This window comes from Chryseobacterium sp. JJR-5R (assembly GCF_034047335.1).
Classification (GTDB): Bacteria; Bacteroidota; Bacteroidia; order Flavobacteriales; family Weeksellaceae; genus Chryseobacterium.
The window spans coordinates 3,831,117-3,854,935 of record NZ_CP139137.1 but is presented as its reverse complement, the minus strand read 5'-3'; the positions used below and the strand labels follow the sequence as shown (position 1 = coordinate 3,854,935).

The 23,819-nt window shown below is 37.8% G+C and carries 26 protein-coding genes; 15 read left to right on the top strand and 11 right to left on the bottom strand.

What is annotated here, in order from left to right; all coding sequences use genetic code 11:
- Positions 1-76: 76 nt before the first annotated feature.
- Genes SD427_RS17030 through SD427_RS17020 form a run of 3 tightly spaced genes read right to left on the bottom strand, consistent with a single transcriptional unit; the run spans position 77 to position 2,018 of the window.
- Positions 77-403, bottom strand: coding sequence for a nucleotide pyrophosphohydrolase (locus SD427_RS17030; RefSeq protein WP_320558974.1), 327 nt, complete (start codon positions 401-403; stop codon positions 77-79).
- On the bottom strand, positions 403-594 hold the full coding sequence (locus SD427_RS17025; RefSeq protein WP_320558973.1) for a hypothetical protein: 192 nt from the start codon (positions 592-594) through the stop codon (positions 403-405). The genes SD427_RS17030 and SD427_RS17025 overlap by 1 nt, the downstream gene beginning before the upstream one ends.
- Before the next feature lie 11 nt (positions 595-605).
- The gene (locus SD427_RS17020) at positions 606-2,018 is read right to left on the bottom strand and encodes a hypothetical protein (RefSeq protein ID WP_320558972.1); all 1,413 of its coding nucleotides are present in this window, start codon (positions 2,016-2,018) and stop codon (positions 606-608) included.
- 186 nt (positions 2,019-2,204) lie between these two features.
- Between SD427_RS17020 and SD427_RS17015 the strand changes: the two genes are divergently transcribed.
- Positions 2,205-2,456 carry a type B 50S ribosomal protein L31 gene (locus SD427_RS17015; RefSeq protein ID WP_027387566.1) on the top strand — a complete coding sequence of 84 codons (252 nt, stop codon included), beginning with the start codon at positions 2,205-2,207 and terminating at the stop codon, positions 2,454-2,456.
- A 102-nt stretch (positions 2,457-2,558) separates the two neighbouring features.
- Complete coding sequence (locus SD427_RS17010) at positions 2,559-3,719, top strand: GlmU family protein (RefSeq protein ID WP_320558971.1); 1,161 nt, start codon at positions 2,559-2,561, stop codon at positions 3,717-3,719.
- 384 nt (positions 3,720-4,103) lie between these two features.
- Here the strand turns inward: SD427_RS17010 and SD427_RS17005 are convergent, their stop codons facing one another.
- Genes SD427_RS17005 through SD427_RS16995 form a run of 3 tightly spaced genes read right to left on the bottom strand, consistent with a single transcriptional unit; the run spans position 4,104 to position 6,435 of the window.
- Complete coding sequence (locus SD427_RS17005) at positions 4,104-4,694, bottom strand: hypothetical protein (protein WP_320558970.1); 591 nt, start codon at positions 4,692-4,694, stop codon at positions 4,104-4,106.
- 51 nt (positions 4,695-4,745) lie between these two features.
- The gene (locus SD427_RS17000; protein ID WP_320558969.1) at positions 4,746-5,324 is read right to left on the bottom strand and encodes a DUF6705 family protein; all 579 of its coding nucleotides are present in this window, start codon (positions 5,322-5,324) and stop codon (positions 4,746-4,748) included.
- A gap of 19 nt (positions 5,325-5,343) precedes the next feature.
- Entirely contained in the window at positions 5,344-6,435 is a 1,092-nt protein-coding gene (locus SD427_RS16995; protein ID WP_320558968.1) for a hypothetical protein, read from the bottom strand.
- A gap of 387 nt (positions 6,436-6,822) precedes the next feature.
- Between SD427_RS16995 and SD427_RS16990 the strand changes: the two genes are divergently transcribed.
- The 6 genes from SD427_RS16990 to guaB all read left to right on the top strand — a co-directional run bounded on the left by SD427_RS16990 (position 6,823) and on the right by guaB (position 11,889).
- Positions 6,823-7,173 (top strand): helix-turn-helix transcriptional regulator, encoded by a 351-nt coding sequence (locus SD427_RS16990; RefSeq protein WP_320558967.1) that lies wholly within the window; start codon positions 6,823-6,825, stop codon positions 7,171-7,173.
- A gap of 83 nt (positions 7,174-7,256) precedes the next feature.
- The gene (locus tag SD427_RS16985; protein WP_320558966.1) at positions 7,257-7,766 is read left to right on the top strand and encodes an RNA polymerase sigma factor; all 510 of its coding nucleotides are present in this window, start codon (positions 7,257-7,259) and stop codon (positions 7,764-7,766) included.
- Positions 7,741-8,418: a hypothetical protein gene (locus SD427_RS16980; RefSeq protein WP_320558965.1), complete on the top strand. Its 678-nt coding sequence runs from the start codon at positions 7,741-7,743 to the stop codon at positions 8,416-8,418. Before SD427_RS16985 ends, SD427_RS16980 begins: the two co-directional genes overlap by 26 nt.
- A 62-nt stretch (positions 8,419-8,480) precedes the next feature.
- Positions 8,481-9,746 (top strand): DUF4252 domain-containing protein, encoded by a 1,266-nt coding sequence (locus tag SD427_RS16975; protein WP_320558964.1) that lies wholly within the window; start codon positions 8,481-8,483, stop codon positions 9,744-9,746.
- A gap of 11 nt (positions 9,747-9,757) precedes the next feature.
- Positions 9,758-10,261: a DUF4252 domain-containing protein gene (locus SD427_RS16970; protein WP_320558963.1), complete on the top strand. Its 504-nt coding sequence runs from the start codon at positions 9,758-9,760 to the stop codon at positions 10,259-10,261.
- 167 nt (positions 10,262-10,428) lie between these two features.
- Positions 10,429-11,889 carry an IMP dehydrogenase gene (gene guaB, locus SD427_RS16965; RefSeq protein WP_320558962.1) on the top strand — a complete coding sequence of 487 codons (1,461 nt, stop codon included), beginning with the start codon at positions 10,429-10,431 and terminating at the stop codon, positions 11,887-11,889.
- Between the two features lie 115 nt (positions 11,890-12,004).
- On the opposite strand, the gene SD427_RS16960 is transcribed toward guaB, so the two are convergent.
- Positions 12,005-13,075: a DUF4407 domain-containing protein gene (locus tag SD427_RS16960; RefSeq protein WP_320558961.1), complete on the bottom strand. Its 1,071-nt coding sequence runs from the start codon at positions 13,073-13,075 to the stop codon at positions 12,005-12,007.
- A 166-nt stretch (positions 13,076-13,241) separates the two neighbouring features.
- Between SD427_RS16960 and SD427_RS16955 the strand changes: the two genes are divergently transcribed.
- The gene (locus SD427_RS16955) at positions 13,242-13,655 is read left to right on the top strand and encodes a hypothetical protein (protein WP_320558960.1); all 414 of its coding nucleotides are present in this window, start codon (positions 13,242-13,244) and stop codon (positions 13,653-13,655) included.
- 125 nt (positions 13,656-13,780) lie between these two features.
- On the opposite strand, the gene ruvC is transcribed toward SD427_RS16955, so the two are convergent.
- Complete coding sequence (ruvC, locus tag SD427_RS16950; protein ID WP_320558959.1) at positions 13,781-14,335, bottom strand: crossover junction endodeoxyribonuclease RuvC; 555 nt, start codon at positions 14,333-14,335, stop codon at positions 13,781-13,783.
- 117 nt (positions 14,336-14,452) lie between these two features.
- Between ruvC and SD427_RS16945 the strand changes: the two genes are divergently transcribed.
- The 3 genes from SD427_RS16945 to SD427_RS16935 are packed head-to-tail and all read left to right on the top strand — an operon-like array spanning position 14,453 to position 16,143.
- Entirely contained in the window at positions 14,453-14,776 is a 324-nt protein-coding gene (locus SD427_RS16945) for a PadR family transcriptional regulator (RefSeq protein ID WP_414017696.1), read from the top strand.
- Complete coding sequence (locus tag SD427_RS16940) at positions 14,773-15,393, top strand: hypothetical protein (RefSeq protein WP_320558957.1); 621 nt, start codon at positions 14,773-14,775, stop codon at positions 15,391-15,393. The genes SD427_RS16945 and SD427_RS16940 overlap by 4 nt, the downstream gene beginning before the upstream one ends.
- Before the next feature lie 24 nt (positions 15,394-15,417).
- Positions 15,418-16,143, top strand: a complete 726-nt coding sequence (locus tag SD427_RS16935; protein ID WP_320558956.1) for a hypothetical protein — start codon at positions 15,418-15,420, stop codon at positions 16,141-16,143.
- A gap of 12 nt (positions 16,144-16,155) precedes the next feature.
- On the opposite strand, the gene SD427_RS16930 is transcribed toward SD427_RS16935, so the two are convergent.
- Positions 16,156-16,872 carry a diphthine--ammonia ligase gene (locus SD427_RS16930; RefSeq protein ID WP_320558955.1) on the bottom strand — a complete coding sequence of 239 codons (717 nt, stop codon included), beginning with the start codon at positions 16,870-16,872 and terminating at the stop codon, positions 16,156-16,158.
- Positions 16,873-16,902: 30 nt separating this feature from the next.
- Positions 16,903-17,682 carry a hypothetical protein gene (locus tag SD427_RS16925; RefSeq protein WP_320558954.1) on the bottom strand — a complete coding sequence of 260 codons (780 nt, stop codon included), beginning with the start codon at positions 17,680-17,682 and terminating at the stop codon, positions 16,903-16,905.
- 371 nt (positions 17,683-18,053) lie between these two features.
- Between SD427_RS16925 and SD427_RS16920 the strand changes: the two genes are divergently transcribed.
- Positions 18,054-18,425, top strand: coding sequence for a hypothetical protein (locus SD427_RS16920; protein WP_320558953.1), 372 nt, complete (start codon positions 18,054-18,056; stop codon positions 18,423-18,425).
- A gap of 280 nt (positions 18,426-18,705) precedes the next feature.
- The gene (locus tag SD427_RS16915; protein WP_320558952.1) at positions 18,706-19,635 is read left to right on the top strand and encodes a hypothetical protein; all 930 of its coding nucleotides are present in this window, start codon (positions 18,706-18,708) and stop codon (positions 19,633-19,635) included.
- Between the two features lie 48 nt (positions 19,636-19,683).
- Here SD427_RS16915 and SD427_RS16910 read toward each other — a convergent pair whose 3' ends face one another.
- A complete protein-coding gene (locus tag SD427_RS16910) occupies positions 19,684-23,031 on the bottom strand; it encodes a methylmalonyl-CoA mutase family protein (RefSeq protein WP_320558951.1) in 3,348 nt (1,115 codons plus the stop codon).
- Between the two features lie 230 nt (positions 23,032-23,261).
- On the opposite strand from SD427_RS16910, the gene SD427_RS16905 reads away from it, so the two are divergent.
- On the top strand, positions 23,262-23,594 hold the full coding sequence (locus SD427_RS16905) for a hypothetical protein (RefSeq protein ID WP_320558950.1): 333 nt from the start codon (positions 23,262-23,264) through the stop codon (positions 23,592-23,594).
- The last annotated feature ends 225 nt before the right edge of the window (positions 23,595-23,819 follow it).

The following is a 23,819-nucleotide window of genomic DNA, read 5'->3' as shown; positions in this document are numbered from 1 at the left end:
TTCTTCGGATTTCAGATTCAAGACCTCAGATTTCAGACATAGACCGTCTGGTGCCTGAAATCTGAAATCTAAGATCTTATTTTAATTTTTCATTATTCTGATGCCGGTCTTTATCCCGGTCTGTCTTAGCCTTCATCTTTTTGTCGAAAGCTTCCTGTAGATTTACTCCGGTCTGGTTGGCTAAACATAGCGTGACAAACAGCACATCTGCCAGCTCTTCGCCCAGGTCTTTGGTTCTGTCGCTTTCCTTTTCGCTCTGTTCGCCATACCTTCTTGCGATAATCCTTGCCACTTCGCCCACTTCTTCCGTCAGCATGGCCATATTGGTCAGCTCATTGAAATAGCGGACACCGATCGTTTTGATCCATTCATCAACTTGCTGCTGCAGATGGGTAATTTCCATTATGGTTTATTGTTGATCCATTGTTCTAAAACGGCAATTTTTGTATTCAGCTCTTTCAGTTCATCTTCATGATCAGCTGATTTTCCAATATTTTCTGTAAAGTCAGCAACTTTTTTAAAGAACTTTCTTATAACAAGGTAGGCCGAGACCAGTACGATAAAAAAGGCTGTTTTAAAGATATTGATATCCATTACGTATTGATTTAGAAATATTGATAGGCTCCTAAAGTAGGATTGGAAGTTCTGGAAATCCCTGCAATATCCGTAGGGATGGTTGCTGCAACGGCGGCATTTCCTTTTCCGATAGCCGGGGAATTCTGCTTTACCCTCAAGTTCATCTGTGCAACAAAATAGTTGACAAACATAGGATCCAGGTTTTTAACCGACTGAATCACGCTGGTATTGTTTTCAAACGGGAAACCAGCTTCAGAAGTACCGGAATATTTCAGCAGGCAGTTCTGAAAAGTAAAATTGAACATTTGTCCCGGAGTCTGCTCAAAATTTACGGCATTATCACGGTCGGAATATACAATACTGTTTCGTACATTGAGGATCAAAGCACCCTGTTCTGTTTGCCCTGATGCATTTTTCCATTCGTTGGTGGCAAAAATCCCGTTCCTGTTGTAAGAACTCAGGATATCGGAATAATTAACAATGGTAGAATGGGTGTAATTATGGGTTCCGCCTTTAAAAATCCCTACAGCAGATTCGCCGCAGTTGTTCGTCACCAGGTTTCTGGCATTTACGGTAGAAGCTACGGCATAAATACCGTATTCCTGAAATGTATGGATAAAGGAATTGTTTATCGTAGCATTGGCCTGCTTCAGTTCCAGTCCTGTAGTGCCACCGAAAAGCCTTGCATAATTCATGGTAAGAGCAGATCCCGCTTCCATTTTAATGGAGTTCCAGTTTTTAGGAATGGTATCATAAGCCGGGTCATTCCGGTCTCCCCGCAGAATGACATTATTGGCTAAGGTTCCATTGATGTTTAAAGAAGCTCCGGACAAAACTTTCATTCCGCTGTTTTTATGGAAATATACTTTGGTTCCCGGCTGGATATTCAGGTTAACATTCTGATCTACGGTTAGGTCGCCATAAATTATTTTAGCTTTGTTATTGGTCCAGGTCGCATCAGAAGTAATTATATTCGGGTTGGTGGAACTCTTGATAAAGAACTCTGCATCCTGAACCACAGAAAACAAAACCACATGCTGTTCCCCCGCAGGGCTCTGAAATAAAATTTTATCTTCGGCAATAGCCTCAGGGCCCGTGGCTTCCGGTGCAATTTCCACGAAAATATATAAACTGTCTTTCTTTCTCAGCGGGATATCTTTAAAATCATGTCCCGGTTTTCCGTCTACATTGATTTTATACAGAGAAGAAGTGCCTTTTTCAAGATGGATTCTCGGGATCAGAATGTCTTTATCTTCATTATTGTATACTTTCACCGCATAGGTTTCAGAACGGACCTGGTGATAAACGGTATCGCAGAAAACGGTATCCCTTGAAAAGCTTAATTCCTGTGAAGGTGCATCAAAACTGATGTCATCCTTATTACATGATACAGCCATGACAAGCATCCAGAAAGAAAAAGCCAGTACTAATTTGAATTTCATCGAAATTAAAGTTTAAATAGATTTCAAATGTAACGAAAATACTTTAATTTTCATATCTCTAAAAAATTATTGATCAGGTATTTGTATATTTTAAAAAATATTGTATTTTTGCAACCTAAAATCAGCAGAGAAATACCATTACTATTTCGAAAGCAAAAACTTTAATTTTTTTTTAAAAATTGTATTATGAAAAAAGGACTTCACCCAGAAAATTATAGACTTGTTGTTTTCAAAGATATGAGTAACGACGAAGTATTTCTTAGCAAATCTACTGCTGAGACAAAAGACACCATCGAATACGAAGGACAGGAATATCCATTAATCAAAATGGAGATCTCTTCAACTTCCCACCCTTTTTACACAGGAAAAACCAAATTGGTTGATACTGCAGGTAGAGTAGATAAATTCATGAACAAATACAAAAAATTCGCTAAGTAATTTTTTGGATAAAAAATATTTAAAAGCCTTTCGATTTTCGGAAGGCTTTTTTTATTGTAATTTTGTCCTTATTGAATGTTAAACCTTAAACCTGACTGAACGATGCAATTGGTATTTTCAGATGCACAATACTGGGAAGATTTCCTTCCGCTTACTTTTACCCGCCCTGTTGCAGAAATGCGGTGCGGGATCCTTACCTTCTCCGAAAGATGGCAGAAAATTTTAGGCAATACGGAAGTCTCCTATTTTACGGAAACCTATTTACAGGATAAATTTGCAGAACCTGAAAAAAAAGAAAGCCTTTTTCTGGTAACGAATTTTTTACCGACTGAACATATCATTCAGCAGATTAAAGAGCTGAAGCAGGGCGAAGCTTTGGTGTATGAAGATGAACTGGTGGCTGCAAAAATCAATATGGATGGTTTTTCGCTGCACCAGATTGAAAAGATGACCGATATTAAGGAGGAACTGGTATTCTTTAAAAAACCGTCTGATCTTTTTACCTATAATAAAGAAGCCATCGATTTTGATTTTGAACTGTTGACCCAGGGAAGGACCTCGCAGGAGCTTTCGGCAACCAACGGATTTTTAGGCAATAAGCAAGACCTGTTCATCGAAGAAGGGGCCCAGGTTGAATTTTCTACCTTGAATACCAAAACAGGAAAAATCTACATCGGCAAAAATGCGGAGGTCATGGAAGGATGCCACCTCCGCGGCCCGATTGCACTTTGCGAGGAATCCAAATTTAACTTAGGCGCTAAAATTTACGGCGCCACAACCATCGGCCCGCACTCTAAAGTAGGAGGGGAAGTCAGCAATATTATTATTTTCGGCTATTCCAATAAAGGGCATGACGGCTTTGTAGGAAACTCCGTGATCGGAGAATGGTGCAACCTGGGAGCGGACACCAATTCATCCAACCTGAAAAACAATTACGGCCATGTAAAATTATGGAGCTACAGGACCAAAGCTTTTGAAGATACGGGACTGCAGTTTGCCGGATTAATTATGGGCGATCATTCCAAAACAGCTATCAATACCCAGCTGAATACCGGAACCGTTATAGGCGTGGCTTCCAATATTTTTAAAGAAGGTTTCCCCCCGAATCTGATTGAAAACTTTTCATGGGGCGGATTTAAGGATGACGAGCGTTTCAAATTAGACAAAGCCTACGAAGTCGCCGAAAAGGTAATGGCGAGGAGAAAAGTGTCTTTAACAGGGGAAGATAAGGCCATTTTTAAGTATATCTTTGATAATTATTAAATAAAAAAACCTCAGTTAGTGCTGAGGTTTACTTTTTAGTTTGAATATAATAGGTAAAGTTTATCAATGAATTCATCATGGAAAATAACATTAGCAGTTTTGTCTTTAAACATAAAGTACTGATAATTTGTGTTAGCTTTTCTTAGTTCTTCAAATCCTTCTTTAACGTTTTTACAATTGAAATAGTAATAGTCTGGTGGCGGATTATTTACGATTATTATTTCTCAAATTTCATATCTTTTGTTATCGATTCTTTCATTTCTTAAAAAATTAGGGTCTGATATCCATAAAAAATCCCCACTTATATTGCCTTAGATATACCTTTGTTTACTTTTTATTTCACTTAGCTGATTTTGATTATATAAACAAAAATTGCATGAACTACTATCTTTTAATATAATAGGTATTAATTTCTTTCTTTAATGCTTTTTTTGTTTTCCTCTCATTTATAATTACGCCTCTATGGTCTAATGTGGCAATAAGATTTCCGTTTTTATCAGTTTTTTTTCTTAATCGCAATCTTTTTTGCCCGTTAACAACTCTTATAGAAAAATACCAGATTTCTTTTTCTAATTTTATCGATGGAAAACCTGCAATGGCATTATATGAAAAAGGATTACTTTCCAAATCTATTTCTGATACAATTTTTTTACTATTAATAAAAAATATTCTGTTATTTTCTACTTTAATAAAGTCCGTATATTTTATATTGGAGTAATAATCTAAATCAAATTTTTTTTTCAACTTCCAATTACCTTTGATTTCGTTATAAAATAATTCACGGCATTTTGGAAGGAGAAGTTCTATTTTTTTAATTGCTCTTTTTCCAATGTCTAATGTATCTTGCCTTGAGATCACAGAGTAATAATTTAAAGCTTCTATAAGCCTTTCTTCGTTTTCATAATTAATTGCTTTTTCTTCATAACCTTTAATGATTTCTAAACTATTTTGTGCTCTTATAGAAATTGAAAGCATAAAAAAAATAATTAGAATATACTTCATGTATTGCAGTTATTCATGTATTTTTCATTGTTTTAAAAGTACAATATCTTTAGGAAAGTTTATAGGAAAATCATTTCCTTGCATTACAGAATTATAATGAGGACATGAATCATCTATTGTGCTTGGATTATAAATAAGATGTAGACTCATTTGAGTTTTAGCTGTATCTAAAAATGTTATGTCCATATTGGCTGTTTTTCCACACATATTATTAGGCGAGAAATATAACTGTTTCTGAAAAGGATCAGAGAACTTTTTGTTAATACCACTAAATTCATGATACTGGTTATCATCAAAATTTGAAATTCTATCCACAGAAATGCTACCATTTGATTCTACAATTTTTCTCTCACCAAATAATCTATCTTTATAGTAAAAATGGTTTCCTAAAGAAGAGTCTTTAACTATTTTAAATTTTAAATATATTATTTTACCATCCCAATTCCCTTTCCATAAACCTATATAAGGATTATATTCTCCATCAAGATCTTTAATGTAAGATCCATTAGGCACTTCTGATACATTTGTAGTAAGAGGATATATTTGTTGTGAAAAAAATAATGAACTAAATAACGTTATTACTATTAAAAATATATTTTTCATTTTAATTGGTTTAAATTTATTAATTTGGGCAAGGTATTGAATTATCTAATGAATTTCCGTTCAATGAGAGCTGTGACGCCTTTCCATTATTATCAATAGAATACATTTTTGCTCCATTGATATTCATATTATCTTTCATAAATTTCAAAAAATTTTCTTGATAAAATTCAGGAGATTGATTAGGCTCTCCAAGTTTATAATCATTAACATAAATGTTATTCAATTCTTTATCAATTATATTTTGCTCATATATTGTAAGGCTTCCAACATTTATATTATCACCTCTAAGTTGGTAAATAGTACCATCAGGATTCACAACATTCATAAAAACGTTTTCTTGTGGAATGTTATTATTATGTGCATTAATCAGCAATTTAATAAAAGTATTAATGTCATCAGGCGAAAATATGGGGATTAATCTTTCAAAATGACTATGCATGTATCCATAGGTTGTATTGAAAAACTTAAAATCGATGGTATTTGATCCCACTACATTACTCAGTTGCTGATATTGTGTTGCCGTTTGCCCGGGGGGAGGATTATTAACTCTAAATCCATATTCAAACGATTCTCCAGTTTTTGTTTTTAAATAATCAATTTTTGCTTTGAATGTAGCATCATTATTCTGTGCCTTCAGTTTTGCACACGGATTATTATTCTGCGATGGATTATAAAACCCGCCTCCCTGATGTATTGTAGGCCCGCCGCTCATGCCTAGTCCAAGACCGCCTGAGCTGCCGTAATCCGTATATGGCTGGTAATATATGTATGAAGGACCAGGAATCGACTGATAAACAACAATCACTACTTCTTCAATCTGTTCCTCCTGCATCTGTTCCCTTCCTCTGGCTGCACTTGGAGTATCATAAAATTTCTGAAACTTTGAAATCATCTCTGTTACTTCTGGGGAAGAATTTTTCAGGACGATAAAAGTAATCCAGTCCCTTTGCTCATTTACCATAGCTACAAGAACGGCATTTACCATTCCATCTTTCATAATGGGATAAGCCAGGCCTTTTGTGGTTTCTCCATAAGTAAGGCTCCGGAGATCAAAATAAATATCCCCGGCTTCCCTTTGGAACCGCGCAGCATATGCAGGATTGTTCTTCATAAAATTCTGGATAATTTCTTTAAAGGGTTCATGGTAGCTCACATAATCCGAAGTGCTTTTACCAAGAAGGCTTACCGAACGAAGAAGGCTTTCAAATTTACTGAAAGCTTCAATTTTGTCATTTTCAGGACGTACCCGGCTTTCATAAATGGATTCATCAGTTCTGCAGGAGTAAAGCAGTAAACAGAAAACGGCTACAAAGGCCAGCCATGAAACAATTTTTTTCGTCATAGTCATTTTGTTTTTAATGGGTTAAAGATAAAATATTTTTTTTACTCAACAAAGGTGTGAAAAACAATCTGAGAAAATACAGTAAGAAATTACTGATTTCCGTAGGATTTTTCTAAAAGAAAAAATTATGTACTTTTGAGGTAAATATTTTGTGCTATGACATTAGGTGAAAAACTGAAAAAAGCGAGAATTCATAAAAACTTTACACAGGAATATTTAGCTGAGATGCTGAATATCTCACAAAAAACCTATTCCAACTTTGAAAATGATAAAACCAAACCGGATTTCCACCAGGTAGAAGACATTGCAAAAGTATTGGAAACAAGCATCCTTGATTTTTTGAGCGGGGACAGTATTACAGTAAATCAAAATAATAATGAGATCGCAGTAGCACAGAATTATGCACCTATCACATTATCCGAAAAGCTGATAGAACAATACGAACAAAGGCTGAAAGACAAAGACACGGAGATCGAATTTCTTAGGCAGCTTCTCGGTAAAAAATAAAAACTTCAATTTTTTTTGAAGTTTTTTTATTTTTGATGTAATAAAATGTAAAAGCCCGTTGTCTTACTTATAGAAACAAGCTTATGACCCAGGAAATCTTTAAGGATTCGGTATTCGTTCTCAAAAATGAGATGTATCGCTTTGCGAAAAGGTTTGTCATGAGCAGTGACGAGGCAGAAGATGTGGTGCAGGACCTGATGATTAAATTCTGGCAGAAACGGGAAGAACTGGCACAGTTTGGGAATTTAAAATCCTATGCTTTGAAAGCCGTCCGGAATGAATGCCTGAACCGCCTGAAGCACCACGATGTAAAGCTGGGGTTTGCAGATATGCAGCTTCATCGGTCAGAACTGTACAGCATGGAAGTCAATAACCTGAAGGAACATATCATAGGTTTTATCAATCAGCTTCCGGAAAAACAGAAGGCCGTGATCCATTTGAAAGATGTAGAAGAATATGAAGTTTCAGAAATAGCGGAAATGCTGGAAATGGAAGAAAATGCAGTAAGGGTAAACCTTATGCGGGCAAGACAGAAAGTAAAAGAACAAATTTCACAACTGATGAGCTATGAGCAAAGACAAATTTCAAGATAAATATAACGAAGTCTTCCAGAACATCAAGGAAGAAAAGATGGACTGGGATTTTGAAGATTTCCTGAAAAAAGCAGAGGGGAACAATGATGAGGTTCAGGATAATAAGACACCCATTATTCCGATGGGGACAAAAGCAAAACCTTCGTTCCCGAAATGGTTCTGGATGGCAGCAGGTGTGGCTGTACTGATGAGCATCGGGTTTATATTCAGCCATAATCAGAAAAATGGGGTTGAGGAACAGGCACAGCTGGTTGAAAATCAGATCAAGCAGCAGAAAGGTGATTTCATTGAAGAAAATACAGATCATCAGGAGCAAGTAGCCTTGAACCAGCCTTCAGACTCTGTTTCCGGAGCTAAAAAAGATTCGATACTTCAGGAAACAACCGTTGCCGAAAAAGATGTTATGGATGAAATCCTGCCTAAGAGAGGCCGTCTTAAAAAAGAAAGAAAACCCAAGTTCGTAGATAACTCTCCGGGCAAACCTACCGCTTCAGATGCAGCAGCCTATCAGGATTCTTACGTGATTGTAAACGGAAAAAGAATCGAAAATGTGGAAGAAGCCATTAATGTAACTAAGTATTCATTTCAGATATTTGCAAATAACGTCAGTGAAAAATTAGCACAACCCAAAGTCGTTGACGACGATTATTAATTAACCTTAACCGATTATATTTCCTGATCAGGCACACATAATCAAAATAAAAAAATTGACTCATGAAAAAAATATTCTTCATATTCGCACTCGCTTTTTCACATTTCTTTAATGTGTACGCGCAGGATAAACTAGACCTGCTATTTGAAAAATACCAGGATGTGGAAGGCGTAACTTCCATTAAGATTTCAAAACCTATGTTCGGGATGCTGAGCAGCCTGGATCTGGGAGATGCAGAGCTGGATCAGATCAAGCCCCTGCTGTCAAAAATTACAGGGCTGAAAGTTCTGATTGCGGAAAAATCAACCGATGGAAAATCGGCTAAAGGCAGGCAGCTTTCGCAGATCGGTAAAGATATTTCATCTTACCTGAAAAGCATGGACTACAGTGAAATCATGTCCATAAACAGTGGTGGCGCCAAAATAAAATTTATGTCGGCAGAGGAAAAAAACGGCATTCTGGATGATGTGCTGTTAAGTATAGACAGCGGCGGCGAAGAAAGTATTCTGGTGAAGCTGGACGGAAGGCTTTCCATGGACGATATCAGTAAGATTGTCAATTCAAACGAGACGAAAACCAATCCTGTTACCAATACAAGAAATGATCTTTCCTCCCAGGGGAATTCTTCATACCTGAACGTAGAATCCAGAAATGTAAAGGACTTTACAGGAATCCAGGTGAGCACAGGGGTAAATGTGGTTTTTAAACAGGAAAGCCCGGCCAGCGTAAAGGTAACTGCCGATGCCGATAAACTTCAATATGTGGTTACCAAAGTAGAAAACGGGATCTTAAAAATATATATTGATAACAAAGGCGTAAAAAACCTCAAGTTTAAAAACTTAAGTGTCAGTGTTTCGTCTCCGCGCATGGAAAATATCCAGACTACTTCCGGGGCAAGCTTCATCGTGGTAAATACCATACGGGAAAACAACTTGAATGTGGAGGCTTCATCAGGATCCAATATAAACGGAAAGTTTGATGTGTCTGATAACATGAATGTATCCGTAGATTCAGGTTCAAACATAAGAGCAGGGGTAACTTCAGGGAAAATCGTTTTTAAGGGAACGAGCGGTTCCAATACCAATCTCGAAGGAACGGCAGGCATGGGAATATTTGAGGTGACCAGCGGAGCCATGTGCAGGGCAGAAAATTTAAATATCAGCACGGCGGATGTAGAATCTTCATCAGGTGCAAGTATCAGCTTAGGCGTGAAAGATAAACTCAAAGTGGAGGCTTCATCAGGCGCTTCGGTAAAATACAAGGGCAATCCTGAGATTGATTCCAAGATCAGCAAAAGTTCAGGAGGATCTTTAAGACAAATTAATTAAAAATTATAGCCATGAAAATACTTAAATATCTTTTTATAACCGTTTGTGCCCTATTTTTGATGCAGTCATGCATTGTCTCCGAAAAAGCGAATATCGCATACTTTTCAGATTCCGGAAACGATTTTAAGGGAGCGAAATTTACCAGCATCAATGTTCCGATGTTTTTGGCCAAGCCTGTTATTAAAAAAGCACTGAGAGAAGATGGCAATGACAATGAAGAGGTTATCCGGATGATTAGAAAAGTCTCTAAGATCAAAGTTCTGACCGTTGAAAACGGGGACCGTGCCATGCTGAAAGACTTTGCCGGTTATCTGAACGATAACCATTACGAAGACTGGGCAACCATAAAGCATGACGGCGAAAACGTAAACATCCGTGTAAAGCAGAAAGGTGAAACCATTAAAAATATGCTGATTACCGTAAACTCCGATAAAGAACTGGTTTTCCTGGACATAAAAGGAAGTTTTACGGCTGATGATATTTCAAAAATGATTGCTGCTGCAAGAGATAAATAGGTAATTTCATATTCAAATTATATTAAATTGTATTTTTTTATAAAGGCCGTTCCGGATTTTTGGAGCGGCTTTTTTGATTTAAGTTATTGATTGTTAAGTTTTATTTAAACTATTAAAATCGATTTTCGTAATTCAGTAAAATACCTTAATTTTGCAAGAAAGTAAAGATGTCTATTCATAACAAAATTGTAGAGACAGCCATCACTTTCGATGACGTGCTTCTAGTCCCTTCTTATTCAGAAGTTTTACCTAACCAGGTTTCACTAAAATCAAGACTTACTGACAAAATTACGCTTAATGTTCCAATTGTTTCTGCTGCCATGGACACCGTTACGGAAGCTGAACTGGCAATTGCGCTGGCGAGGGTAGGCGGTCTGGGATTTATTCATAAAAACATGACGATTGAGGAGCAGGCTGCACAGGTGAACCGTGTAAAGCGTTCGGAAAACGGAATGATTTCAGATCCTGTTACGCTTTCAAAAGACCATACGCTGGCTGAAGCCAAGGAGACCATGGCAAAATATAAAATTTCCGGTCTTCCCGTAGTAGATGCTGAAAATACTCTGATCGGGATCATTACCAACAGAGATGTGAAATATCAGGAAAACCTTACGATGAAGGTGGAGGAGATCATGACCAAAGAGAACCTCATCACTTCGGATAAAGATACCAACCTGGAAAAAGCAAAAGAAATCCTTCTTAAAAGCAGGATTGAAAAACTTCCTATCGTTGATAAAAATAACAAATTGGTGGGCCTGATTACAATTAAGGACATTGATAACCAGCTTGAGTATCCGAACGCGAATAAAGACGATAACGGCCGCCTGATTGTCGGTGCAGGCGTTGGAGTCGGTGAAGATACACTGGACCGGATTGAAGCTCTGGTAAAAGCCGGTGTTGATATTATCGGGATCGATTCTGCTCACGGGCACTCAAAAGGCGTACTGGATAAGATTTCTGAAATCAGGAAGGCCTATCCGGATCTGGATATTGTCGGAGGGAATATCGTAACTGCTGAAGCTGCGGAAGACCTGATCAAGGCAGGGGCAAATGTCCTAAAAGTAGGAGTAGGGCCCGGTTCCATCTGTACGACAAGGGTAGTTGCAGGCGTTGGGGTTCCCCAGTTATCTGCGATCTATAATGTTTACGAATATGCCCGTTCTAAAAATGTGGCGGTAATTGCCGACGGAGGGATTAAACTTTCCGGTGATATTGTAAAAGCCATTGCAAGCGGGGCAGGAGCCGTGATGCTGGGATCTCTCCTGGCAGGCACAGACGAAGCACCGGGTGAAGAAATCATATTCCAGGGCAGGAAATTTAAAACCTACCAGGGAATGGGGAGCCTTTCTGCCATGAAAAGGGGAGGTAAGGAGAGGTATTTCCAGAGTGAAGCCAAGAAATTCGTTCCGGAAGGAATTGAGGGAAGAGTACCTAGCAAAGGGTCATTGGAAGAAGTAATTTTCCAACTGACCGGAGGCCTGAGGGCCGGAATGGGGTATTGCGGTGCCAAAGATATCAAGGCATTGCAGGAAGATACCAAAATGGTAATGATCACAGGAAGCGGATTGAAAGAATCCCATCCTCACGACGTAATCATCACGCAGGAAGCCCCGAATTATTCTTTATAATAAAATCATTTCGATATAAAAAATAAGAAGACTGTCCAAATTCTGGGCAGTCTTCTTAGGTTAAAAAGGTAATTCTTAGTATTTAAAGATTATATTTTATTTCCGGTTAGTGGATTTATTGATTTAGATTATCTTTAAAATCATCAATCCGATAGTCCGTCAGGGCATTTCCCTTTTCAATTTTTTCCTTGGAATAAAGGCGGAAATCATTTTCCGTTTTTTCCAACAGGTAATCATAAGGCCCGACCTGGGAAATCAGTTTCACCAGGACCGGAGAAATTTCCAGGCAGATAAAAAGTCCCATAATAAATGTTGCCGCCAGGCCAATGATGGCCGAGTTTTTACCCAGTTCATCCAGCGCCTGCAGCCTTGCCGCAAAACCGTTGAAGCGGTCTTCAAAAGTTTCCGTAGATTTCCTTTCGGTTTCCAGGTTGGTATAGACTTTTGAGATTTCCTTGTCCAGGTACGCCAGTCTCGGGGTCACCTGTTTCTGATAGTTTTCAAGATCCAGCCTTCGCTGTTCCTTCAGTTCCTGCTTACGTTTGGCATTCGGGCCGAAACCTTCTTTTCCGCTGGTGAGTCCGGACTGCTTCCCAAGGATTTCCTTTTCAAGCTCTACCGCTGCAGAATCATAGGATTTCTGGTATTGGATAATCTTGTCTGAAATCTGTTTTTTCTCCGTCTCAAAAGGGCCGCTCTGCTGAAGGATCCTTCCGCTCATCTCGCCCTGAAGCTGTTTTTTATTCCTCTGGATAATGGTATTCAGCTGTTTGTTCACTTCCTTTTCAAAAATTTTAAGCTCTAACGGCTTGGAAATGATAATGCCTAAAAAAGTGGCCAGGATCAGTCTCGGAATGGCCATCAGGATCTGGTTCCACCAGGTTCCTGTTTTCTTGATGGAAGACACAATATACCGGTCAAGGTTAAAAATCATCAATCCCCAAAGAAGGCCGAAGCCGACTGCTGTCCAGATCTCATCAAAAACGGTGTACATTGCATAACCGGCAGACAGTGTGGCAAAAACCGCCGTAAAAAGGACAATACCACCGATACCAGCAAACTTGTTCCATTCACTGGGTGTTTTTCTGAGGATATGAATGTTTCCTCCGGAACAGACCATCAGAAACTTCTGAAACCAATTGATCTTATGATTGGCTTGATTTATAGTTTGTTGATTGTTTTTCATTATTGAAAATTTATACAAAGGTACTACTAAAAACCATACCAATGCAAAAGATAGTATTATGTTTAACCCAGTATGCTTATTGTAACCGTCATTAAATTGAAAATCAATAAATTAAATTTATATCGGAAAAAAATCTTATATTTAAATATCAATCAAAAAAATTATTATGAAAAATGTACTAAGACTTTCAGCTGTCTGCTTGGCACTGACGCTGGTTTCGTGTAACCAGGAAAAAACCTTTGATAATGAGCTGAAACAAGCGGCGGCAGGAATGAACAAGCTGGGCCCGCAGATGATGAGTAACGGGATCCGCCTCGACAGTGTTTCCGCACAGCCCGGAAAAATCTTCAAGTACAATTATACTTTAACGGAAGCCTTAAAAGAAAGTGTAAGCCCCGAAGAAATAGAAGCCTTTAAAAAACAGGCCAAAGAAGGAGCGCTGTCTGTTGTAAAAACCTCGCCGGAGATTAAGGAATTCCGTGACAATGATGTTACCATGACTTATTTTTATTACGATAAAAACGGGAAACCAACCATGGATTTTATCATTGCTCCTGCCGAATACAAAGCAGATAAATAAACATATCCCGTAAATAATTTTCCGCATATTTCCAGGTTGTGTTAACCCGTAGGAAATATTTAAAAATAAGATTTAAAAGTTTCAATACTGAAATTTTAAATAGATACTTAATCCGGATTGACTGATTATTTCAGACGGTCCGGATTCTGCTTTAAAAAGCTGTCCCAGCCGGTGTATGATTTGGTATCGGCAATGGTGCCGGAATTAAAATGATGGCATACCGCAACCGCCAGTCCGTCAGAAGCATCAAGATATTTTGTAGGGAATTCTTTCAGTTTCAAAAGGTTCTGCAGCATGCCTGCCACCTGTTCCTTGCTTGCGTTTCCGTTCCCGGTAATCGCCATCTTTATTTTTTTCGGTGAATACTCTGTAATCGGGATATTGCGGTACAGGCTTGCTGCCATGGCAACACCCTGGGCACGGCCCAGCTTCAGCATACTCTGGACATTTTTGCCGTAGAAAGGAGCTTCCAGGGCCACCTCATCAGGATGGTACTCATCAATCAGCGCCAGGGTTTTTTCAAAAATATATTTAAGCTTGGTTTCGTGGTTGGGGTATTTTTTAAGAATCAGTTCATGAATGGAAACCATCTCCATATTTCCTTTTTTCACGGAAATCAGTCCAAACCCCATTATCGTAGTGCCCGGGTCAATCCCTAAAATAATCTTCTCTGCAGTCATTACGGCAAAGATAAGGCTTCTGCATTTTCCGGATAGGAAATTTTAGACATAAAATATAAAATAATTTTGATACATAAGAAAATTATGTATAGATTTGCTAGGTATAAAAGAACAGTATTGAAAAAGAACAGCCTTTATAAAGGAACGCTCCAGAATATTATCCTAAAGCTGCTTGCCAAGGAAGTGAAAATGTACGGGTACCAGATTACCCAGCGTGCTAAAGAACTTACAAAAGGCGAGCTGGAAATGACCGAAGGCGCATTGTATCCGCTTCTCCATAAGCTGGAAGCAGAAGGGATGATTGCTTCTGAAATCCGAAAAGTAAGCGGAAGAGACCGCAAATATTACCTTTTAACAGACAAAGGAAAAAAACAGCAGATTGAGCAGGAACAGGAAATGCAGAACTATTTATTTAACCTAAATACCATTTTTAATATATGATTACTCAGGACCATGAACTTCAGATTGAAACTTATCTGCAATCAAAAAAACTTTACCATGAACTGCATTTGGAAATAAAAGACCATTTTATGTCTCAGATTTCTGATGAAATGGCAAATCATGACATCGGTTTTCAGGAGGCATTTTTAAAAACAAAATCAGACTGGGGAAAAGAACTTGAAATGGTGCGTGCCGATATTTTCTCCTTTAAGAAGATTGCAAGGATTGAAAAGCAGGTCCTGAAAAAAAGATTCAGGAAAATCATCTTTTCTTCTGCTGCCTGGACTTTGCTATTCATCGCGTTCTTCTTTATGAGTGCAGAAATTTCTACAGTTCTGCAGCTTGTATTAATGGGAAGCTGGATAAGCCTGTTAGGCTATAGTTTTTTAACTAAAAAAATTACATTCTCTCATTACGTAGCGATCTGCTTCCATCCGCTGGTAATCCGGAATATACTGCTGTCAGTGGCTTTAGTTTTTTTAGTCGGGTTTATTCCTGTTGATTTTATTACGGCTCTTACAGATGTGGAAATCAACCGGTTCTTCCTCGTATACGCCACTCTTGTACAGCTGCAGATCTTATATTTTAAGGTAAAAAGAATAAATGTTTTAGTCTGAATTGATTATGTTAAATCCTAAACAATGATATCAGAAGAACAGGAACAACAGATTATTGATTATTTGATCCTGCACAGGCTTCCTGTAGATATTCTGCTGGAAGTAAAAGACCATATGGCAGAACAGGTTTCTGATATTCAGAGGCAGGAAAACCCGGATTTTGACAAAGCTTTTTTAAAAACACAGAAGCTTTGGGCAGATGAGTTTAAAATGACAGGTTACCCGGGTTTTTATCGTGAAGAGATCCCGGTAATAGTTAAAAAAATAATAAAAGAAAAGTATAACGGCATCATTAAGAAATCGCTGTGTTTCGGAATACTGTCATTTGCAGTTAATCTCATGCTTATTTATCTGTCCGCAGATCAGGAAGTTTATAACGATCTTTTCAGATTGTATAATTCCCTGTTTGTCCTGAGCCCCTTTCTGTTCTGGGTTTTTAGTCCGGAAATGCGGAAATATGTAAGATGGGATTTCAAATATCAGGGAAAGCTGTTTTATACGCTATATCAGCGGAATCTAGGCCTATATATCATTTGTGCCAATGTCATGTTCCAGATTATACTAAGGAAAGACCGATACGTTTTTAAATTTTTCAGAACTGAAGATTCAGTAGCCTTGCTGCCGTTAATGATTTCGCTGCTCGTTCCTTTTATTTTACAGGTAATGATTATTTTTGTACTTATTAATTTTTTCAAGCATAAGAAATCATTGTATAAAATGCGGGATTTCTTAAGCAAGGCATCAGAATAACAGTTCCTGGAATTATGAAGGAATCAGATCACAGAACCAGAAAATATATTCTCCTTCTTCATCACCTTTATTTTCATCAGATTTAGGTTTCGGATATGTTTTTCTAACGGTTTCGCCAATTTCAAACTGCACCGGGTTTTTAAAAATAGGCCCGTCGAAAGTGAAGGTATGGAATTCCCCGTTTTCTCCGCAGGGATCAACATTTGCAGGTAAATCTTTAATAAAATCCTGATCAATAATTCTGCCTGCAAAACTTTTGTCGAGAAACGTTTCGTTGACGCAGGTAACAATCGTTTTAAAGCCTAAGTCTAAAAATTCATGGATGAGGTCTGTGGTGTTCTTTTTCCATAATGGGAAAACGGCTTCCATGCCGATAGTCTGCAGCTGGTCTTCACGGTATCTGCGTAAGTCTTCCAGAAAAATATCCCCGAAAATGGAATGTGTTACGCCGCGGGCTTGTATTTCATTCATGGTTTTGGTCATGATCTGATGATATTCTTCCATGGAAGGTTCCTGCGGAAGCTCCATTTTAATCAAAGGCAATCCTAAGCTTTCCGCCTGCTGTTCCAGCAGTGAAACATGAACGCCATGCATGGAAATTCTCTGGAATTCCTTATTGATACTCGTCAGCAGGGAGGAAACTTCAAATCGGTCTTCCTTTAAGATGGTATACAGGGCAAGCGCAGAATCTTTTCCGCTGCTCCAGTTGAAGATGGCTTTCGGTTTCATTGGTTGATAAAGTCTGATTAACAGATTATTTTATTCCTGTACATTTTTCATTTCTGCTTCCGCCTGTACAAGGCCCGCTTTCATGCTGCCTTTGTCAAACGGCTTTCTGCCATTCTTTTTCAGCTTTGATCTTGTCTCCAGACTGTAATAATAGCTTCCGAGAACAGTATGCCCTTCAATCTCACCCATGCCGATGATTTTCTGTCCCAGTTTTATAATTTCAGGGTTCTGCTTAAGTTTTTTAGGTTTGTTTTTTAAGATGGCTCCTATGCCGCCGGCATCCTGCATGACCATGATTCCGAATTTCTCCATACAGGCTTTTGCAAGGCCTCTGGTACATAAGTCGTCTATGTTTTTGGAATAATTGCCCATTGCGCTGTCATCAAACAGCTTGTCAAAATCATTGGATTTGGATTTTGCTCTGGTCTTATGGTAATATTCATCCAGCAGCTGTGCATTTTTTTTAGCCAAAGCGTCATCTTTCCTGTTGTTTTCAGCGATGCTGTCTTTCTTCATGTCCCATTTGGTATTCTGTACCCATGAGGAAATCCCTGTTAAACGGTTCTTAGATATTTTAAATACAAAAACATCCTTATCCGGAAATACCACTACCGAGTCATTCTTTACAAAATAATCACCTTTACCATAGCCTGCAATATTGACTTTCCCGTTACCGTCAAAGGCAAAATACGGATATAAAGTTTCTTTAGCATTTGTTATAAAATAACCCTGCAGATTATTGTCAGCCTGTTGTGCATTGAAATATCCGCAGTAAATAATTCCTATAAGAAATAAAATGGACTTTGTCATTTGAAATTTTTACGAGAGTAAAAGTAAGAAAAAACCTCAAAGAAATTCCTTGAGGTTGATTTATAATTATTGAAACGGTTGGTGTCAAAATTGCCCGTCCAGCTACGGACTACATATTTCTTCTGTACTTACCACCTACTTCAAACAAAGCGTTGGTAATCTGCCTAATAAATAACATTTATAAAGCCACAGAAGATTTTTATAAGTAAGAATAATTTATTGTTATATAAATAATAGTATAAAGAATTATATATTTAATTTGATTTTAAATTATAATAAACTGAAATAAAATTGATGTATATCTAATAAATTATTTTATATATTTTGATATATGAAATAATTTATTTAAATTTGTAACTAAATATTATAGTATGGATTTTTTAAAAGATATTATATTTGAAGATCCTGATAAAATAGGAGGTTCAATAAAAGCAACAATTCAGAAAACTGGTAAGATTGGTTTTTCTTCTGGTGCTGAAGAATTTATGGGATTAAAAGATACACCTTATTTTAAAATAGGATTTAATAGTGAAAATGCGGGAGAAATAATATATATGGTTTCATCTACAACAGAAGAGGGGGCATTTAAAGTTTCCAAAGCAGGTTCATATTATTACATTAATTTGAAAAATGTTTTTGATAGAAAAGGAATTGATTACAAAAATAAAAGTTATATATATGATATAAGGAAAGAAAATTCTGAGCGTGCAGAATTTTTTATTTTAACTAAAAGAAAAAAATAATATCGAGGGAAAGAAAATATAAAAAAAGGCTGAATAAACAGCCGAGGAAAATTTATCAAATTTTGTTTTAATTTGGATTGCGACCCCTAATTTTTTTAAACAAAATTACTTAAGAAGAAGTGAGATTACCTCATCTACTTTTGTTGTGTAAAGATACTTCAAATGTTTCTTTTTTCCAAAATTAAATTCGTTTTTAACACTCACGAACGTTAGAGTAATAATAATATTTAAAAAATGAGATTATTATTTATTAAGAAATTTATAAAAGAAAAAATGCATTATGAATTACAAAGTATCAACTTTTAAATTCTCCATTTTAAATAAAAGAGGAGAAAAACACTTTTTAGCGAACTTACCTGGGAAAATTGATTTTCAAAATTTATTTGACGAATTTTGTACAGACATTTTTTCAAATACTAAAAAGTTTAATGAAAACGGGAAAGATAAAAGTCTTACATTAAGAGAACCACATAAATTTGACAAAGAAAAAAGACAAATTTTTGGTAAATTTGATGCGGGAACGACAGGTGACCCCGTTAATATTAACGACCCAGAAACTAATGAAACCAACTATTCTGTTGGTCCTGATGAACTTCAAGCTAGAATTTTGAATTTCTATGCTCAAATTCCTAAAAATAAACAAGAAGGCTTTATTGTATTACAAAGAAAGTCCACTCATAGTATTCAAAAGAGCTTAGAAGACTGCTTTAATAATTTTTTAGTGAGCAAAGGTTTTGAAGGTGAGAATAGAATCAGAATTAAACTTTCACACGCACCAAATTCAAAATTGATGCAAAGAATGATGGAGTTTGGAGAGCTGAAAGAAATTAATCTTGAAAAAAATATCATTCCAAATAGTTTTTCAGAATTGTTCGACGGTGTAAGTGATTCTAATAATGGGACAATGACGACTCAGTTGGTATTCCAAAAATCATCTACAAAGGATAACTTTAAACAAGTTTTGTTTAATATTCATAGTAAAAGTTATACAGGTGATGAGCAAGTTGAGATTGAAGGGAATTTTTATGACGAAGTTTCATTTACATTTCAGCTAAATAAGATTACGAAAACATTTTTTGTGAAGAATAAAACAAAAATTAGGTCGGAAATTGATATTACATCAATGTTAGATGATGAAAGTATGAAAGGTGAAATTCCTCTTGATAAATTTGTAGAAATATCTATAAAGCTAATTTTAGAAATTTCATAAAATTATAAAGGCTGTTCATTGAACAGCCTTTTTTATATTTCTTTGTCATCACATATTCCTTCTGTATTTACCGCCCACTTCAAAAAGTGCGTTGGTAATCTGCCCAAGCGAGCAGTATTTAACGGCATCCATCATGACATTGAATAAGTTCTGCTGGTTGATGGCTGCATGCTGCAATGTTTTTAAAGCGTCTTCGGATTTATCTTCATTCGATTTCTGGAAGTTGTGAAGCGTTTCAATCTGAACCTGCTTTTCTTCCTCCGTCGAACGGATTACTTCTCCCGGGCGTACTGTCGGCGAACCGTCTTTCCCAAGGAACGTATTTACTCCGATGATCGGATATTCCCCCGTATGCTTCAGCCATTCGTAATGCATGGATTCTTCCTGGATTTTTGAACGCTGGTACATGGTTTCCATGGCTCCTAAAACGCCGCCTCTTTCCGTGATTCTGTCGAATTCCGCATACACGGCTTCTTCCACCAGATCAGTTAGTTCCTCAATAATAAATGAACCCTGAAGCGGGTTTTCGTTTTTCGCCAGTCCCAGTTCTTTATTGATGATCAGCTGAATGGCCATGGCTCTTCTTACTGACTGCTCTGTAGGAGTCGTAATGGCTTCGTCATAAGCATTGGTGTGCAGTGAATTACAGTTGTCATAGATGGCATAAAGCGCCTGAAGCGTGGTCCTGATATCATTGAAATCAATTTCCTGTGCGTGAAGCGAACGTCCGGAAGTCTGGATGTGGTATTTCAGCATCTGGCTTCTTTCATCCGCACCGTATTTAAGCTTCATGGCTTTTGCCCAGACCCTTCTGGCTACACGTCCGATCACGGAGTATTCAGGATCGATCCCGTTGGAAAAGAAGAAGGATAAATTCGGGGCAAAATCATTGATGTCCATCCCTCTTGACAGGTAATATTCAACATACGTGAAACCGTTGGCTAAGGTAAATGCCAGCTGGGAAACCGGGTTTGCGCCCGCTTCTGCAATGTGATATCCGGAAATAGAAACGGAGTAGAAGTTCCTTACTTTTTCCGTGATGAAATATTCCTGGACGTCACCCATCAATCTAAGGGCAAATTCAGTAGAGAAAATACAGGTGTTCTGGGCCTGGTCTTCTTTTAAGATATCAGCCTGGACGGTACCGCGAACGGTTGCGATCGTCTTAGCTTTAATTTCAGCATAAACTTCCGCAGGAATGACTTCATCCCCTGTGATTCCTAATAATTTTAAGCCCAAACCGTTATTGGACGGAGGCAATTCTACGTTATATTTCGGCCTGGCCAAGCCTTTATCGTCAAATTTTGCTTTTAAAACTTCTTCTACTTTAGCTTCCAGTCCGTTTTCAGCAATATATTTTTCAACATTCTGGTCAATGGCTGCATTCATGAAAAAGGCCAACAGCATTGGTGCCGGGCCGTTGATCGTCATGGAAACCGAAGTCATGGCATTCACCAGGTCAAATCCGGAATATAATTTTTTGGCATCATCCAAAGTGGCGATGGAAACCCCCGCATTCCCGATTTTGCCGTAAATATCCGGTGGCAGGGCAGGATCCTGGCCGTATAAAGTTACCGAATCAAAAGCGGTTGACAGACGTTTGGCATCCATTTCCGCAGAAACATAATGGAACCTTCTGTTGGTTCTTTCAGGCCCGCCTTCTCCGGCAAACATCCTCGTGGGATCTTCTCCGGTTCTTTTAAAAGGATAAATTCCGGCGGTGTAAGGAAATCCTCCCGGAAGGTTTTCCTGGCCTTTCCATTTGATCAGGTCGCCCCAGTCGGTATATTTCGGTAAAGAAATTTTTGGAATTCTTAAGTGTGACAAAGATTCTGTTGAGGTTTCCACCTTGATTTCTTTTCCGCGGACGAAATAAGAATAAAACTCGGCTTTGAAAGCCTCTTTTGTATCATCCCATGTCTGTAGAAAGTCGATATTCTCCTGCTGAAGCTCTTTTTCAGCTTTCTGATATTCGGCATCCAGCACTTCGTTGGAAAGGAAGCTTCTCACGCCTTCAATGTGATACATTTTCCTTGCTAAATCAGCCTGTTTTTCAACATTGGCGTCATAAATTCTATTATTTTCAACAATTTCTGATAAATAACGAACTCTTTTGGGAGGAATTATAGTGATGTCTTCAGAAACTTCTTGTTCAACAAAACCTTTTAGATTTAAATCAGAATATTTGTCGTTAACTTTTTCAATTAATCTATTGTATAAATCAGTGGTTCCGTGATCGTTGAACTGAGATGCTTTTGTTGCATACACCGGCATGTCATCCAGCGGACTTTCCCATAACAAATGGTTTCTCTGGAACTGTTTCTTTACGGCCTGAAGGGCATCCAAAGCGCCGCGTTTGTCGGATTTATTCAAAGCGACCAGATCTGCATAATCCAGCATGTCGATTTTTTCCAGCTGCGTGGAAGCTCCGTACTCAGGAGTCATGACATACATGGAAACGTCTGCAAAATCAGATACTTCCGAGCCGGATTGTCCAATACCTGAAGTTTCTAAAATGATCACATCAGGATGAGCCAGTTTCAGGACATTCAGAGCAGAATGGATGAACGGAGAAACGGAAACATTGTTTTCCCTTGTTGCCATTGAACGCATATATACCCTCGGATCGTTGATCGCATTCATACGGATTCGGTCTCCTAAAAGTGCACCGCCGGTTTTCTTTTTGGAAGGGTCAATGGAGATGATAGCAATTTTTTTGTCGGGATTTGAACGGATAAAACGTCTTACCAGCTCGTCTGTCAAAGAAGATTTCCCAGCTCCGCCTGTACCTGTGATCCCGATGATTGGAATATTTAAATCTTTTGATTTTTCGTCAATCGCTTTTACCAAATCCGGTTTTTCTTCCGAGAAATTTTCAACAGCCGAAATAATTTTAGCAATGCTGGTAGAATTCTCAAAACTGATGGAATCTAGGTCTTCAGCCGTAACTTCTTTTCCGGTTGCGAAGTCTGATCTTTTCACCAGATCATCAATCATGCCCTGTAAACCGAGTTCCCGCCCGTCGTCCGGAGAATAGATCCTGTCGATTCCGTAAGACATGATGTCTTCGATTTCTTCAGGAAGAATTACACCGCCGCCGCCGCCGAAAATCTTGATCTGTGGAGAATTTTTTTCCCTCAAAAGGTCATAGATGTATTTGAAATATTCGTTGTGGCCGCCCTGGTAAGAGGTAAGGGCAATGGCATTCGCATCTTCCTGAATGGCCGTATTCACTACTTCTTCTGCCGACTTATCATGGCCAAGGTGGATGACTTCACATCCTGTTCCCTGGATCACGCGCCGCATGATATTAATCGCTGCATCGTGGCCGTCAAACAATGAAGCCGCGGTAACGATTCTTACTTTATTTATTGGAGTATATTTTTGGGTTTCCATAAAAAATCTAGAAATTTTCTGAATTTTCAAATATAATAATAAAATAACAACCTGTGCTTTATATTTAAATAATTGGTTTTTAGTATTTTGGATTTAAAAGAAAATACTTAAATATATCACTGCCGGGCTGCAGGCCTGTTTCAACCGTTTTATTTCCTGATTGATTAATTTCAGGCTCTCCAAATTAAAAATCTCTATTTTTGCATCTTATTATTTTATTTATCTTGAGTATGAAAAAGGCACTCTTATATTTTGCGTTGGGAACGGTTGTCAGTTTTTTGATCAATTATTTCTTTTACAGTTCAGAAAATATCGGACTCGATATTTATTACGCACTTGCTTTCGGTTTTGCGTGGGGGATTGCTTATTACCTGGATACGCCTGACTTTACCCTGTCTCAGAAAATGGGATATTCTTTTTCTGCCATGGGAGCACTTGTCATGGTTGGAACCCTGCTTTTCAATCTTGAACTTGCGATTCCTTCCATCCTGAAATTCTCAACGGTTTTTGTGGCTTATTACCTGATTGCCAGTTTCCGGGCAAATAAAACGCTCAGGAAGTAATTCTTATCCCATCACATTCCGTTATATTCATTGTTTCATTAGAACTTTGATGCAGCTTGCTTTCCATTATAAGCAGAAGAAGCAGATTTATATGAATATTTCCTTTATAAATTATAGAGGAACAGTAACATACTTTTTATTCTCAGCGTAATTAAAACGCATAATTTTTTTATCATATTTACGCCTTCATTGTGTAGTATGCACGTTCTTAACAAAATAACACAA

Excerpts from the sequence above, each read along its gene's own strand:
- SD427_RS17030 (WP_320558974.1), bottom strand. The coding sequence starts at position 403 with ATGGAAATTACCCATCTGCAGCAGCAAGTTGATGAATGGATCAAAACG.
- SD427_RS17025 (WP_320558973.1), bottom strand. The coding sequence starts at position 594 with ATGGATATCAATATCTTTAAAACAGCCTTTTTTATCGTACTGGTCTCG.
- SD427_RS17020 (WP_320558972.1), bottom strand. The coding sequence starts at position 2,018 with ATGAAATTCAAATTAGTACTGGCTTTTTCTTTCTGGATGCTTGTCATG.
- SD427_RS17015 (WP_027387566.1), top strand. The coding sequence starts at position 2,205 with ATGAAAAAAGGACTTCACCCAGAAAATTATAGACTTGTTGTTTTCAAA.
- SD427_RS17010 (WP_320558971.1), top strand. The coding sequence starts at position 2,559 with ATGCAATTGGTATTTTCAGATGCACAATACTGGGAAGATTTCCTTCCG.
- SD427_RS17005 (WP_320558970.1), bottom strand. The coding sequence starts at position 4,694 with ATGCTTTCAATTTCTATAAGAGCACAAAATAGTTTAGAAATCATTAAA.
- SD427_RS17000 (WP_320558969.1), bottom strand. The coding sequence starts at position 5,324 with ATGAAAAATATATTTTTAATAGTAATAACGTTATTTAGTTCATTATTT.
- SD427_RS16995 (WP_320558968.1), bottom strand. The coding sequence starts at position 6,435 with ATGAAGAACAATCCTGCATATGCTGCGCGGTTCCAAAGGGAAGCCGGG.
- SD427_RS16990 (WP_320558967.1), top strand. The coding sequence starts at position 6,823 with ATGACATTAGGTGAAAAACTGAAAAAAGCGAGAATTCATAAAAACTTT.
- SD427_RS16985 (WP_320558966.1), top strand. The coding sequence starts at position 7,257 with ATGACCCAGGAAATCTTTAAGGATTCGGTATTCGTTCTCAAAAATGAG.
- SD427_RS16980 (WP_320558965.1), top strand. The coding sequence starts at position 7,741 with ATGAGCAAAGACAAATTTCAAGATAAATATAACGAAGTCTTCCAGAAC.
- SD427_RS16975 (WP_320558964.1), top strand. The coding sequence starts at position 8,481 with ATGAAAAAAATATTCTTCATATTCGCACTCGCTTTTTCACATTTCTTT.
- SD427_RS16970 (WP_320558963.1), top strand. The coding sequence starts at position 9,758 with ATGAAAATACTTAAATATCTTTTTATAACCGTTTGTGCCCTATTTTTG.
- guaB (WP_320558962.1), top strand. The coding sequence starts at position 10,429 with ATGTCTATTCATAACAAAATTGTAGAGACAGCCATCACTTTCGATGAC.
- SD427_RS16960 (WP_320558961.1), bottom strand. The coding sequence starts at position 13,075 with ATGAAAAACAATCAACAAACTATAAATCAAGCCAATCATAAGATCAAT.
- SD427_RS16955 (WP_320558960.1), top strand. The coding sequence starts at position 13,242 with ATGAAAAATGTACTAAGACTTTCAGCTGTCTGCTTGGCACTGACGCTG.
- ruvC (WP_320558959.1), bottom strand. The coding sequence starts at position 14,335 with ATGACTGCAGAGAAGATTATTTTAGGGATTGACCCGGGCACTACGATA.
- SD427_RS16940 (WP_320558957.1), top strand. The coding sequence starts at position 14,773 with ATGATTACTCAGGACCATGAACTTCAGATTGAAACTTATCTGCAATCA.
- SD427_RS16935 (WP_320558956.1), top strand. The coding sequence starts at position 15,418 with ATGATATCAGAAGAACAGGAACAACAGATTATTGATTATTTGATCCTG.
- SD427_RS16930 (WP_320558955.1), bottom strand. The coding sequence starts at position 16,872 with ATGAAACCGAAAGCCATCTTCAACTGGAGCAGCGGAAAAGATTCTGCG.
- SD427_RS16925 (WP_320558954.1), bottom strand. The coding sequence starts at position 17,682 with ATGACAAAGTCCATTTTATTTCTTATAGGAATTATTTACTGCGGATAT.
- SD427_RS16920 (WP_320558953.1), top strand. The coding sequence starts at position 18,054 with ATGGATTTTTTAAAAGATATTATATTTGAAGATCCTGATAAAATAGGA.
- SD427_RS16915 (WP_320558952.1), top strand. The coding sequence starts at position 18,706 with ATGAATTACAAAGTATCAACTTTTAAATTCTCCATTTTAAATAAAAGA.
- SD427_RS16910 (WP_320558951.1), bottom strand. The coding sequence starts at position 23,031 with ATGGAAACCCAAAAATATACTCCAATAAATAAAGTAAGAATCGTTACC.
- SD427_RS16905 (WP_320558950.1), top strand. The coding sequence starts at position 23,262 with ATGAAAAAGGCACTCTTATATTTTGCGTTGGGAACGGTTGTCAGTTTT.